Consider the following 13815-nt stretch of genomic DNA (forward strand, 5'->3'; position numbering starts at 1 on the left):
CCAGTGTTTGTGCACTGGCTCATACTAATTTGCTTATTAAGGTCAAAAACTGATTAGTGGGCTTGATCCCAGTTGTCACCGTGGCCAGCTTCCGCGACAAGCGGCACTTCTAGCTCTGCAGCGGATTCCATCAATTCTTGTACTTTACTTTCAATTTCGGCTAAAGATGACTCTTCCACTTCAAACACCAATTCATCGTGTACCTGCATAAGCAGTTTTACACGACCATCGCCTTCCGCTTGAATCCACTCATCCACCAACAACATCGCTTTCTTAATGATGTCCGCTGCTGTGCCTTGCATTGGCGCGTTGATCGCTGCGCGTTCAGCCGCTTTACGACGCATACCATTACGAGATTGAATTTCAGGAAGGTGCAAACGACGGCCGTAAATGGTTTCAACGAAGCCTTGCTCTGAAGCCGCACTACGCGTGTCTTCCATGTACTGCATTACGCCAGGGTAACGTTCAAAGTAAGTGTCCATGTAGTGCTGTGCTTCCCCACGAGGAATACCCAGTTGCTTAGCCAAACCAAAAGCACTCATACCGTAGATAAGACCGAAGTTAACGGCTTTAGCACGACGACGCTGCTCAGTCGTTACCTGCTCAATATCAACACCAATGATCTCAGCAGCCGTTGCCGCGTGAATATCTTTGCCTTGTTGGAATGCTTCCAGAAGCGCTTTATCACCCGACAGGTGCGCCATGATACGCAATTCAATTTGAGAGTAATCGACCGCTAGAATCTTCCAGCCATGTTGTGCAACGAATGCTTGGCGGATACGACGACCTTCTTCATTACGAATTGGGATGTTCTGTAGGTTTGGATCTGTTGAAGACAAACGACCGGTTGCTGTCACCGCTTGGTGATAAGACGTATGAACACGACCCGTTTCAGCGTTGATCATCTTCGGCAGTTTATCTGTGTAGGTAGACTTGAGTTTCGCAAGACCACGATACTCAATGATCAGCTTAGGTAGCGGGTAATCAAGAGCCAGTTCTTGCAGCACTTCTTCGTTGGTTGAAGGTGCACCTGATGGCGTTTTCTTAATAACTGGCAAACCCATTTTCTCAAACAAGATCGCTTGCAGCTGTTTTGGCGAGTTCATGTTGAACTCTTGCTCTGCAATCTCATAGGCTTTCTGTTCTAACTCATCCAGACGAACCGCAATCTCTTGCGATTGAGCGCCCAGCAGCATGTCATCGATGAATACACCAGTACGCTCAATGCGAGACATTACAGGGATCAGGGGTACTTCGATTTCTTCATAGATGGCTTTTAGCTTTTCATCTTGCTCAATGTTTTCCATCAAACGGTTATGAAGACGTAAAGTCACGTCAGCATCTTCTGCCGCGTATGGAGACGCCTCACCCAGCTCAATCTGGTTGAAAGTAAGCTGCTTCTTACCTTTACCTGCGATTTGCTCAAATGAGATGCAGCTGTGCTGAAGGAAACGCAGCGCTAGGCTATCCATATCATGCTTGCCGCCAACGCTATTAAAAACATAAGACGCTAGCATGGTGTCGTGCTTGATGCCTTTCATCTCGATACCGTAGCGCGCTAAAACGCTCATATCGTACTTCAGGTTTTGACCGACTTTAGCCTGTGCGTCATCTTCAAGAATCGGCTTAAGCTGTTCAAGTACCCAATCACGATCCAGTTGTTGAGGTGCATCTAAGTAGTCATGAGCAACCGGTACGTAAGCGGCAACGCCTTCTTCAGTTGCGAATGATAGACCAACAAGGTTAGCCACCATGTAGTCCAAGCTATCCGTTTCAGTATCAAAGGCAAACACCTCTGACGCTTTCAGTTTCTCTAGCCACGCATTAAAAGAGGCTTCATCTAGGATGGTTTCGTAGTTGCTGCGATCAATCGTCACTGCAGAGGTGTTCATTTCTACAGTAGATGTAGTTGATGCCTCGCTGCTGCGCACTGCACCCGACTTCTCATCCGCCTCAACCACACCGCTGCCGCCTTCAAGTAGCTCGTTCAACCAAGATTTGAAGACCAGTTGACCGTATAGCTTAATCAGCTCATCCGTATTTGGTTGTGCTTTTACAAGCGACTCAGGTGTCTCTTCTAACTCGACGTCCAGTTTGATCGTTGCAAGCTCGTAAGACATCTCAGCGTTGTCTTTATTATCAATCAGCTTCTTAGCCATGGTTTTTGAACCACGGAAGCCAAGAGCGGCAATATCATCCAGGTTTTGATACAGCTTTTCGATGCTACCAATGCCTTGTAGTAGAGCAGTTGCTGTTTTGTCACCAACACCTGGAACGCCAGGAATGTTATCCACTTTATCGCCCATCAGTGCAAGGTAGTCGATAATCAGCTCAGGTGGGATGCCAAACTTCTCTATCACGCCTTCGCGATCCATAACCACGTTGGTCATGGTGTTGATCAAAGTAACGTTGTCATCAACCAGCTGCGCCATATCTTTATCGCCAGTACTGATCAAAACCGGCATGCCCGCTTTAGATGCTTGAGAAGCTAGCGTACCAATCACATCATCCGCTTCAACGCCTGGGATCGAGATAAGTGGTAGACCCATTGCGCGAATCACGTTGTGCAAAGGTTCGATCTGACAACGTAGATCATCCGGCATAGGTGGACGATTAGCCTTGTACTCTGGGTACATGTCATCACGGAACGTCTTTCCTTTTGCATCAAAAATAACCGCAATACGATCAGAAGCAAATTGACGCATCATGCTGCGCAGCATGTTAACTACACCGTAAACCGCGTTAGTCGGGATATCACCATTGCTCATGGTGCCAGGGTAAGCATGAAACGCGCGATATAGGTAAGAAGAGCCATCGATCAGAATCAATGGATTATCAGGAATACGAGCCATAATGTTTGTGTATCCAGTAATTACAGAAATTATCTGTTAAGAATGCCACGTCTGTTGGTTGGATTCCACGTTGTCGATCTGTATCCGTTCACTCGGTTGTGTTCGTTATAATCGATTTGTTGTTATTTTTTGTTCTTAGACGCAAACGTTCTGTGGATAACTCTGTTTATATTATTTATCCACCCTGTTGAGAACTACGGTGGACAACTCAAAAAACAACAATAAACAACTGAAAATAAAGAATAATTTTACAGATCGAACAGATGATCAACGATCTTTTCTCGATCTTGCGTTGTGGAAAAGAATGCTGATGGCGTTTTATTCATAAAAATACGTGCCACTGAATATGCATCTTGTTGAAATGGTAGGTATAAAAAAAAGCGACACCCGAAGATGTCGCCTAGCAAAAACCGGTAAAGCCATTCAAATTGAATACCACAGCTTTACCTAAAAGCTATAAATTACACTGGAAGCAATGTGAGCAATGTCGTGTCAAAAAGAACTTAGTACAAGTTCGCGAGAATTCTGTTGGGTAACCAAGTAGATACTTGAGTACTTAACATCCTTGTGAACATTTCCTCATTCCCTAAGACGAAGTTAATAATAATGATTCTCATTTAATAGTCAACAATTAAATGATAATAAATCTCATTTGATTTATAAACCGTTAACAGCAGTGCTTAAATTTGCTTCAAAAAATGGATTCTATGGTCATTAATGTCTTCTTTTTCTTCAAATCTTTCGATTAGGTAACCGTTTCTCAATAACAGGCGCAACATTGCAGGGAACTGGTTACGAGACTTAACCTTTAACTGTCTGTAGCCCTGCTCTTTCGCCCACTGTTCCTGAACGTCTAATTGCGCCTGTGCAACGCCTTTGTTCCTCGCGAGCGGTGACACGCCACCAAACCAGCTGTAAAAAGTATCTTGATCCAATTCATAGCCGATCTTAAAGCCAAGCAACACGCCAGCTTCTTCAGCCACTAAGATAAGGCTCTTTTTCCCTGCCAGCCGCTCTGACAGAGAAGCGACACTCTCTTTTTTAGCGAACTCAGAGATCTGCTCGACCACAGACACCACTTCTTCTAAAGAACCTTCACGTACGACAACTGACATCTTATTCATCCTTATAAACGAAAGGGCTGGCACAATGGCCAACCCTTTACTGATCACTTAAGTGAGATCTACACGGTTACTTTTCTTTTAAATGCTCAGCAGCTTGTGCGTTATCTTCAGCAAGCCACTCTGCGACATCTTTAGCGAAGTAAGTAAGAATGCCATCAGCGCCAGCACGCTTAAAGCACAACAGTGATTCCATGACGGTTTCGCGCTCTTTCAGCCAGCCGTTTTGAATCGCCGCTTTGTGCATCGCGTATTCACCAGATACTTGGTAAGCAAACGTAGGCGCTTGCAGTTCGTGCTTAACACGACGAACAATATCAAGGTAAGGCATGCCTGGTTTCACCATCACCATGTCCGCACCTTCATTAAGATCCATCGCGACTTCATGAATCGCTTCATCGCTGTTGGCTGGATCCATCTGGTAGTTCTTCTTGTTACCACCTTTCAGGTTCGAAGCACTGCCAACTGCATCACGGAATGGGCCGTAGTAGCACGATGCATATTTTGCAGAGTACGCCATAATCTGAGTATGAATATGGCCCGCTTCTTCTAACGCTTCACGGATCTTACCAATGCGACCATCCATCATATCCGATGGGGCAACTACGTCAGCACCCGCTTCAGCGTGTGATAATGCTTGCTTGATCAAGACTTCAGTCGTCTCGTCATTCATCACGTAACCATCTTCATCGATGATGCCGTCTTGGCCGTGAGTGGTGAACGGGTCTAGTGCTACGTCAGTAATAACGCCAATGTTTGGCACATGCTCTTTTAGTAAACGTACAGCGCGCTGCACCAAACCTTCTGAGTTATGAGCTTCAGCTGCGCATAAACTTTTAGCATCTTGGTTCACGACTGGAAATAGAGCAATCGCAGGAACACCCAGCTTTGACAGGTAATCTGCTTCCTCAAGCATGTAGTCGATCGACAAGCGTTCAACACCTGGCATTGACTCGACAGGCTCGCGGCGGTCTTTACCCATCAGGATAAACATTGGGTAGATTAGATCATCCACAGACAATTGATTTTCTGCCATTAGGCGACGGCTAAAGTCGTGCTTACGCATACGGCGCATACGGCGACCTGGGAATTGACCTTGAATTGAAACAGACACTAGATTCTCCTTGCCTAGTCTAAGCACCGAAATACTTAGATATGAAAAGTGCTAAATACAGGCAAAAGCATATCACTGATGGCTCAGGACGCTAGCAGTAAAATATGAAACCCACTCAAAAATAGGGATAAATGGCAAAAAATGACCTTCTCCTCACACTGCCGTATACTCATGACAACTCAGTAAAGACCGCTTTCAGGACAAAACAATGATCGACACCCATGCTCATATTTACGCTAGTGAATTCGATGAAGACCGCGAACAAGTTGTGCAGCGCGCACTGGCTCAAGGGATTGATACCATTCTATTGCCGAACATCGATTTAGAATCTATCGAACCAATGTTAGCAACGGAAGCGCAGTTTCCTGATGTGTGCCGTTCAATGATGGGCTTACACCCTTGTTATGTGGATGCGAATATCGAGCAAACCCTCAAAACCATTCGAGCTTGGTTTGATAAGCATGACTTTATCGCCGTGGGTGAGATTGGTATCGACTTGTACTGGGATAAAACCTTCAAGGCTGAACAAGAGATGGCGTTTGTGACTCAACTGCAGTGGGCAAAGGAGCTTGATCTACCTGTGGTGATCCACACTCGTGATTCCATTGAAGAGACACTTGCCCTACTTCGTAAAGAACAAGATGGCAGCTTACGCGGGGTATTCCACTGCTTTGGTAGCAGCTTAGAGGAAGCTCAAGCGATCAACGAGCTAGGCTTTCATTTAGGTTTAGGCGGCGTTTCGACCTTTAAGAACTCTGGGATGGACAAGGTGATCCCACATCTCGATATGGATTACGTCATTCTAGAGACAGATTGCCCATACTTGGCACCAACACCGAATCGCGGTAAACGCAATGAACCAGCCTACACAGAATTAGTAGCAAAACGCATCGCCGAATTACGCGGAATTACCCTTGAAGAAGTCGAAAACATAACCACCAAAAATGCTAAGGCATTGTTTAATTTATGACAAATCTATTAATAAGTAATTATTACGGATTTTTCCTGAATTTATTTGAGAAAGCTAAGTGACATGTATAGTATCAATCACCTGCATATAGAGGTAGTTGATTATGTGTGACCATTCACAACACTTACAACGTCAACATCGAACCCTATGGCATAAAATTTTGGGCATCAAAGAGCTCTATATATGTCAGAACTGTGGCTATCAGTTAAAGATTCGATAAACAGACATAATAAAAAAGCGGCCCTAGGCCGCTTTTTTATTATGTGATTTTTACTGAAGCATTCCGAATCAAGATTCAGCTTCTTCCTCTTCATCCGCATCTGGCTTACGCGTGTAAAAGCGTGCGAAAAACAGACCAATCTCAAACAGAATACACATTGGAATCGCCAACAGTGTTTGCGAGATCATATCTGGTGGTGTCAGCATCATACCGATGATGAAAGCACCCACCACAATGTAAGGACGCTTTTCAGACAGAGATTGAGGCGTTGTTGCCCCCGTCCAACACAACAAGATAATCGCAACAGGCACTTCAAAGGCAATACCAAAAGCAAAGAACAGCGCGAGTACAAAATCAAGATAGCTTGAGATGTCGGTTGCGAACTCTACTCCCCCTAATGATATGGCCGTAAAAAAGCCAAATACCAACGGGAATACAATAAAGTAAGCGAACGCCACACCACAGTAAAACAGCAATGAACTTGAAGCCAATAGCGGCATGATCAAGCGTTTTTCATGCTTGTATAAACCCGGAGCAACAAAAGCCCACACCTGATACAAAATAAACGGAACCGCGAGGAATATAGACGCGATCAAGGTTAATTTCAGCGGTGTGAAAAATGGCGATGCAACATCGGTTGCGATCATCGTCGCCCCTTCCGGTAGACGATCTACCAAAGGTGCTGATACGAATTCATAAATATCATTAGCAAAATAAATTAGCCCGACAAATATCACTAGCACCGCGACAATCGCACGTAGTAGGCGATTACGTAGTTCTAGAAGGTGGCTAATTAAAGGCTGTGTCTGCTCAGTCGAAGACATGTCAAACCTCTTAAACAGGAAGATCGAAAAGGAGCCGCGCGTGTATCTATCCAGTTGAATTGGTATCCACTTGAATAGTTATTTACTTGAATAGATATCTATTTAAACATCTAGCGAATCAAGTATCCGGCGACTCCTCCTTGCGAGACTATTCGGCTTTCTTATCTGACGGTGCTGAAGCTTCGCTGTTGACCTGAATGGTTTCAGATTCCACAGTTTCCATGACACTAGGTTTAGTCTCACTTGGCTTATCAGACTCAGGCTTAGCATACGGACGTTGAACCTCAGCAGCGGCCTGCTTGAGTTCATCGACTGACGCTTTAAGGTCTGGAGATAAATCTTCCATACCCATTTTTTCCGCCTTGCGTAGGTTTTCTTGCAGCTCTTGCACCTTAAGCTCATGAGAAAGTTCATCTTTCACACTGTTTGCCATGCTTTTCGCTTGTCCAACAAACTTGGAAATACTGCGAATCGCCACGGGCAAACGCTCAGGCCCTAAAACCACTAACCCAACGACAGATATTAATACCAGTTCCCAAAAACCGATATCAAACACGATTTACGCCTGCTCTTTGTCTTTCTTTGTTTCAGCAGTTGTTTCAGCGTGAGCTTCTGTCTTCTGCTGTTCAATATTCTTTGGTTCGAAGTCTGCATCTTTCTTATCTGCAGGCTTGTCTTCATCGCTCATCGCTTTTTTGAAGCCTTTAACCGCTGAACCTAAGTCACCACCCATACCGCGCAGTTTCTTTGTTCCGAATAGCAAAATTACAATTACAGCAATGATTAGAAGTTGCCAAATACTGATACCACCCATTGTCATTGTCCTCGGGTCTGTCTACACATAAAAATATTAAGAGAGTCTACTGTCTAACGACGGTAAGCTCGCCAACTAAGCAACCAAAATGTGACACCTGCGATGCCACAGCCCATAGATAGCTGCTCATAAGGGCTTGAAACTAATATTGCGGAGCATACGACTAAAGTGGCTCCAACGCCAAACAAAAACTTTCCAGTTGCTTGCTGACGCTTACTATCTCGGTAACCTTGATAAAGCTGATCCATTCTGTGGTTCATCGCTTTACCTTGGCGCAAGCTGTCATAAAGTAGCTCTGGCAGCTCTGGCAGTTTTTCTGCCCAGAATGGCGCACGCTCTTTTACTGCGTTGATCACAGCTTGCGGCCCCACCTGATTCATCATCCAGGTTTCAAGGAAAGGCTTCGCCGTTGCCCACAAATCAAGTTGCGGATACAGCTGACGGCCTAGGCCTTCGACATACAACAAGGTCTTTTGCAGAAGCACCAACTGAGGTTGAACCTCCATGTTGAAACGTCTTGCTGTATTAAATAAGTTTAGCAACACATGGCCAAATGAGATCTCGCCAAGTGGTTTTGCAAAGATTGGCTCACACACCATACGGATCGCGAACTCAAAATCATTGACGTTAGTGTCGTGTGGCACCCACCCCGAATCAACGTGTAGCTCAGCAACTTTACGGTAATCTCGATTGAAGAAAGCCAACAAGTTCTCTGCTAAATAGCGCTTATCTTCGCTATTGAGCGTACCAACAATGCCACAATCCAAACCAATCCACTGAGGGTTATCTGGATTCTCTGGGTTAACAAATACGTTGCCCGGGTGCATGTCTGCATGGAAAAAGCTATCTCGGAATACTTGGGTGAAGAATACCGTCACACCGCGTTCCGCGAGCAATTTCATGTTGGTGCCGTTGGCTTCTAGCGTCTCAATATCGGAGACTTGAATACCATAGATTCGCTCTGACACCATCAGGGTTTCGCTGCTTAGATCAGGGATAACCTCTGGAACATACAGCTCTTCACTGCCTTCAAAATTACGTCGCAGTTGAATGGCATTGGCCGCCTCACGGCGCAGGTCGAGTTCATCAAGTAACGTTTTCTCGTACTCGTGAACCACTTCAACCGGTTTCAAACGACGTGCTTCAGGAAGCGACTTAGCGACTATACGCGCCATTCGGTGCATCAGTTTTAGATCTGCGTCAATCACCGGGCGAATATCAGGTCGAATTACCTTCAGAACAATCTCACGACCGCTCTCTTTAAGCTTTGCGGTATGCACCTGAGCGATAGAAGCAGAAGCCAGTGGCTCGATATCAAAGTCGGTAAACCAGTTGTCTAAACTGCCACCCAACGCCTTTTCCATATCTTGCTTCGCCAGTTGACCATCAAACGGCGCAACTTGGTCTTGCAACAACGCCAACTGATCGGCGATATGAGGAGGGAACAGATCACGACGTGTCGACATCATCTGTCCAAACTTGATCCACACTGGACCAAGTTCTTGCAGCGCAAGGCGCAAGCGATGACCCAACTCTTTATCTTGATGCTTGTTCTTGAGCCAAAACAGTGACTTTCGCGCCAACAAAGGAGCTTTAGTCAGTTGGTGTTCCGGCATCAACTCATCAAGGCCGTATTCCAACTGTACCTTGATAATATGATAAAGACGTTTCAGTTCTGCTGGGGTCATGCTTTCTCCAACAGAGCGTTCAACTTAGCTTCAAGACGAGCAGCAGAGCTTTTTACGTCATCAACTTGGTCGCAAAAATGCGCAACTTCTAACGGTGCAGGTGCGATCTTCCACTCTTCAGTCAGAACTTGAGCAACATGATTTTGATGCTTAGTTGCCTGTTTTGCAACAAAGCCACCGACGTTTTTAACGCCTTGCACCAAGGTATGCGCAACCACATCACCCGTTACGCGCGATAACCACTCTTCCAAATCAGGCTTGCAGTCTGTCATCAGTTGAGCGAATTTCTGAGCCAGTTGAATATCACCTTCTAAGATCAGCTTATCTTGCTTGATCAGCTTGGTGATGTTCGATTGCTCACGCAGTTCAGGTAACACCGATAGGTTCAAAGATAGGTAGCAGTCAGGCTGCCCTTCGTATTCTGACAACACATCAATCTGTTGGCTGAAAACGAAAGTGAGTGTTTTATTCAACTCTTTCAAATTGACTTGAATGATCTGCCCCTTTAAACGAGACAAACGACGAACCAGTGCTGGATCATCGTTCACGAAAGTATTTAAAGAGGTTTCAATAACCGCGGTTACCAATGGATCAAATGGCATGACTGTCCTTACCTTTGAAAACGGATAAGCCTTAACCTATCCGTTCTATCTTTATTCTTATTGTTTAGCACGCTCAGCGAGCCTGCTACCAAGCTCGACTAGAACTTGTAACCGCGGTGCAGCGCAACAATGCCGCCCGTTAGGTTGAAGTATTTAGTATTCTCGAAACCCGCTTCTTGCATCATGCCTTCCAAAGTCTCTTGATTTGGGTGCATACGAATAGATTCTGCAAGGTAACGGTAGCTGTCTGCATCGTTAGCAATCAACTCACCCATTTTTGGCAACAGGTGGAAAGAGTATGCGTCGTAAACCTTTGATAGTGGCTCAAGCACTGGCTTAGAAAACTCAAGAACCAACAGACGGCCACCCGGCTTAAGTACGCGGTACATAGAACGCAGCGCTTGGTCTTTATCGGTTACGTTACGCAGACAGAAGCTGATCGTAATGCAATCGAAGTAGTTATCTGGGAATGGCAACTCTTCAGCGTTCGCTTGTACGTAGTGTACGTTGCCAACAATGCCGCTATCACGCAGCTTATCACGGCCAACATTCAGCATTGAGTTGTTGATATCAGCAAGAACCACGTGGCCTTTTTCACCAACGATACGCGAGAATTTCGCAGTAAGGTCGCCAGTACCACCACCAAGATCTAGGATACGCTGACCAGGGCGAACGCCACTGCAATCAATCGTGAATCGCTTCCACAAGCGGTGAACACCACCCGACATTAAGTCATTCATGATGTCGTATTTAGCGGCTACAGAGTGAAATACCTCTGCTACTTTCGCGACTTTTTCGTCTTTCGCGACTGTTTCGAAACCAAAGTGTGTGGTTTCTGACTCTACTGCTGAATTTGTCTGCACGCTTGTGTCCATAATGCTGTTATCTACCATGGTAAGTTCTCATCGACAGCACGCTCCGTGTTTAGAGGCGCTGCGGCCGATTAGTTTACTTTATCCTCAGCGGGTTGTCTTTCTACTAAGGAGGCATTTTCTGAAAAAGCCTCATTTTGCGCCATTTCGGCCAAACCAATCGAGATCGGTTTCTTCACTTCAACACCCAATTGCTTGAAGCTTTCGGCCTGACGAATCACGTTGCCTCGCCCTGTGACTAGCTTATTCATCGCCCCTTGATAACTTTGGTTTGCTCTATCAAGTGAGCTGCCAAGGCCTTCCATATCATCAACAAACAGGCGCAGCTTGTCGTAAAGCTTGCTCGCACGTTCTGCGATAACCTGTGCGTTCTGGTTCTGTCTGTCGTTACGCCACAGGTTATCAATGGTACGCAGTGCCACCAGCAAAGTGGTTGGGCTAACCAAGATAATGTTTTGCTCCATCGCATCTTTAACTAAGCTAGGGTCGGCTTGAATCGCCACCTGAAACGCAGGTTCTACCGGAATAAACATCAACACATAATCAAGGCTCTGTATGCCTTTGAGTTGATGATAATCCTTCTGGCTCAATCCTTTAATGTGTGCGCGCAATGAAGCCAAGTGATCACGTAATGCAGCATCACGTTGTTGATCAGTTTCAGCATTGAAGTAACGCTCAAACGCCACCAAAGCCATTTTTGAATCCACCACCACTTGCTTGTCTTGTGGCAGATGCACAATCACATCTGGCTGGTAACGCTTGCCCGCATCGTTTTGCAGGTTCACTTGCGTTTGGTATTCGTGCCCTTCGCGCAGTCCTGATTCAGCAAGCACGCGAGCCAGCACCACCTCGCCCCAGTTACCTTGTTGTTTGTTGTCACCCTTTAGCGCTTGAGTCAGGTTCACCGCTTCACGCGTCATACTCTCATTAAGACGCTGCAGGTTTTTAAGCTCATGCACCAAAGTATGACGCTCTTTGGCTTCTTGGCTGAAGCTGTCGTTCACTTGTTTCTTAAAGCCTTCCAACTGCTCTCTTAGTGGAGACAACAAACCTTCTAGGCTCTGCTTATTCTGCTGATCGACCTTGGCGGTTTTGGTTTCAAACAGTTGGTTCGCTAACAATTCAAACTGCTGCTTAAGTCGTGATTCAGCTTGCTCTAGCAACTGCAGCTTTTCGCTATTGGCGAGGTTTTCTTGGTCATGCCTTGCTTCTTGCTCGCGCAGCTCGGCTTCTAATTCAGACTTATGATCTTTAAGCACATTGATCTCATCAGCGTACTGCTGGCGCTCTTGCTTTACCGCCTCAAAGTAGCGCAGTTTTTCCATTGCAGCCATCACCTTACCGTGCGCCTGCTTGAGCTCGAATGCCGCTTTGTCTCGGTCATCATCTAACTCATCGAGCTCTTGTTGCGCCTCTGCGAGTGATGCTTTGAGCTGAGCTTGCTGAGATTCATGCAACAAACGATCGGACTCTAGCTGCTGCTCGAGCAATCGCTGCTGAAAAGAGAGCTTCTGTTTAATCCACCAACCCACGACACCGCCGCTGACGAGCGCGCCAGAAATTGCAGCAATAAGCGTTGCCTGATGTTCGATAATCCATTGCATGATAATGATTTAGCCTAATTTGAAATAACTCATTAAATGGTATTTTGATACTGGATAAATGTCCAGTTTGCCGTATTAAAATTCGACAGATAGACTAGGCGCTCCGTATTCTGTCCCATCAAATTAGAATGAGTTGCCATGAACGAACGTCGTGCCTTGGGCTTTGGCCTTTCCGCAGTACTGCTGTGGTCAACGGTCGCTACTGCTTTTAAGCTGACCCTTGCTGAGTTTTCACCGATTCAAATGCTGACCATTGCCAGTATTGTGTCGTCGATTGCGCTGATCGCAGTCTGCGCCTTTCAAGGTAAGCTCTCTCAGCTGAGTACAACGTTCCTTTCAAACCCTTGGTATTACCTGCTGCTCGGCTTGGTTAACCCATTGGCTTATTACCTGATTCTATTCAAAGCCTACGACCTGCTGCCCGCTTCTCAAGCTCAAGCCATCAACTACAGCTGGGCTATCACGCTAACCTTAATGGCGGCGGTTTTTCTGGGGCAAAAGATTCGTAAGCAAGATTGGATTGCGTGTACCTTCAGCTATGCGGGTGTGGTAGTTATTGCCACCAAAGGCGATGTGTTAGGCATGCAGTTCGATAGCCCACTCGGTGTGGCACTGGCGCTGCTTTCTACTCTGCTTTGGGCAGGATATTGGATTCTCAACACCAAAAACAAGGCTGACCCAGTGGTTGGCGTACTGCTTGGTTTCTTAGTGGCATTACCTTTCGCGATCGGTTTAACCCTTTTTGAAGGCGAGAGCTTTAGCCAAATTACGGCGAAGGGTTGGATGGCGGTGACTTACGTTGGTCTGTTCGAGATGGGCATTACCTTTGTATTATGGTTATCAGCACTCAAGCTAACCAACAATACGGCGCGTATCAGCAACCTAATTTTTGCCTCGCCGTTTATCTCGTTGATGCTACTTTCCACTATTATCGGCGAAGAGATTCACCCAGCGACCCTGTTTGGCTTGGTACTGATCATTGCTGGCTTAGTGATTCAACAGATCAAGTTTTCAAAAAACAAACCGGCGTAAATAAGAGCTAAAAGATTCAATTGAGCACGAAAAGCTATCGATAAAGTCGAATCTAGAGCTAGAGCACAATGTTAGATACAAAAATGGCGAGTCGTATGACTC

General features: G+C 45.8%; 12 protein-coding genes. 2 read left to right on the top strand and 10 right to left on the bottom strand.

The window, feature by feature from the left end:
* Positions 1-53: 53 nt before the first annotated feature.
* The 3 genes from polA to hemB all read right to left on the bottom strand — a co-directional run bounded on the left by polA (position 54) and on the right by hemB (position 5087).
* Positions 54-2852, bottom strand: coding sequence for a DNA polymerase I (gene polA, locus AB4583_RS19155; protein ID WP_372118829.1), 2799 nt, complete (start codon positions 2850-2852; stop codon positions 54-56).
* A gap of 680 nt (positions 2853-3532) precedes the next feature.
* Positions 3533-3967, bottom strand: coding sequence for a GNAT family N-acetyltransferase (locus AB4583_RS19160; protein ID WP_017063054.1), 435 nt, complete (start codon positions 3965-3967; stop codon positions 3533-3535).
* A gap of 76 nt (positions 3968-4043) precedes the next feature.
* Positions 4044-5087 (bottom strand): porphobilinogen synthase, encoded by a 1044-nt coding sequence (gene hemB / locus AB4583_RS19165; protein WP_017060158.1) that lies wholly within the window; start codon positions 5085-5087, stop codon positions 4044-4046.
* A 208-nt stretch (positions 5088-5295) separates the two neighbouring features.
* On the opposite strand from hemB, the gene AB4583_RS19170 reads away from it, so the two are divergent.
* On the top strand, positions 5296-6057 hold the full coding sequence (locus AB4583_RS19170; RefSeq protein ID WP_017063053.1) for a TatD family hydrolase: 762 nt from the start codon (positions 5296-5298) through the stop codon (positions 6055-6057).
* A 288-nt stretch (positions 6058-6345) separates the two neighbouring features.
* Here the strand turns inward: AB4583_RS19170 and tatC are convergent, their stop codons facing one another.
* The 7 genes from tatC to rmuC all read right to left on the bottom strand — a co-directional run bounded on the left by tatC (position 6346) and on the right by rmuC (position 12681).
* Positions 6346-7101 carry a twin-arginine translocase subunit TatC gene (tatC, locus tag AB4583_RS19175; protein ID WP_017060156.1) on the bottom strand — a complete coding sequence of 252 codons (756 nt, stop codon included), beginning with the start codon at positions 7099-7101 and terminating at the stop codon, positions 6346-6348.
* Between the two features lie 148 nt (positions 7102-7249).
* A complete protein-coding gene (tatB, locus tag AB4583_RS19180; protein WP_017060155.1) occupies positions 7250-7657 on the bottom strand; it encodes a Sec-independent protein translocase protein TatB in 408 nt (135 codons plus the stop codon).
* Between the two features lie 3 nt (positions 7658-7660).
* Complete coding sequence (gene tatA, locus AB4583_RS19185) at positions 7661-7915, bottom strand: Sec-independent protein translocase subunit TatA (protein WP_017060154.1); 255 nt, start codon at positions 7913-7915, stop codon at positions 7661-7663.
* A 53-nt stretch (positions 7916-7968) separates the two neighbouring features.
* Positions 7969-9603 (bottom strand): ubiquinone biosynthesis regulatory protein kinase UbiB, encoded by a 1635-nt coding sequence (ubiB, locus tag AB4583_RS19190; protein ID WP_017065813.1) that lies wholly within the window; start codon positions 9601-9603, stop codon positions 7969-7971.
* Positions 9600-10205, bottom strand: coding sequence for an SCP2 domain-containing protein (locus AB4583_RS19195; protein WP_017063051.1), 606 nt, complete (start codon positions 10203-10205; stop codon positions 9600-9602). Before AB4583_RS19195 ends, ubiB begins: the two co-directional genes overlap by 4 nt.
* A 98-nt stretch (positions 10206-10303) precedes the next feature.
* Positions 10304-11083 (bottom strand): bifunctional demethylmenaquinone methyltransferase/2-methoxy-6-polyprenyl-1,4-benzoquinol methylase UbiE, encoded by a 780-nt coding sequence (gene ubiE / locus AB4583_RS19200; protein ID WP_026012235.1) that lies wholly within the window; start codon positions 11081-11083, stop codon positions 10304-10306.
* Between the two features lie 65 nt (positions 11084-11148).
* A complete protein-coding gene (gene rmuC, locus AB4583_RS19205; protein ID WP_017070099.1) occupies positions 11149-12681 on the bottom strand; it encodes a DNA recombination protein RmuC in 1533 nt (510 codons plus the stop codon).
* A 138-nt stretch (positions 12682-12819) separates the two neighbouring features.
* Here rmuC and AB4583_RS19210 point away from each other — a divergent pair, with 138 nt between their 5' ends.
* Entirely contained in the window at positions 12820-13713 is an 894-nt protein-coding gene (locus tag AB4583_RS19210) for a DMT family transporter (protein WP_017070098.1), read from the top strand.
* The last annotated feature ends 102 nt before the right edge of the window (positions 13714-13815 follow it).

The sequence above is a fragment of the Vibrio sp. 10N.222.49.C12 genome (assembly GCF_041475025.1).
In the GTDB taxonomy this organism is placed as follows: Bacteria; Pseudomonadota; Gammaproteobacteria; order Enterobacterales; family Vibrionaceae; genus Vibrio; species Vibrio crassostreae_C.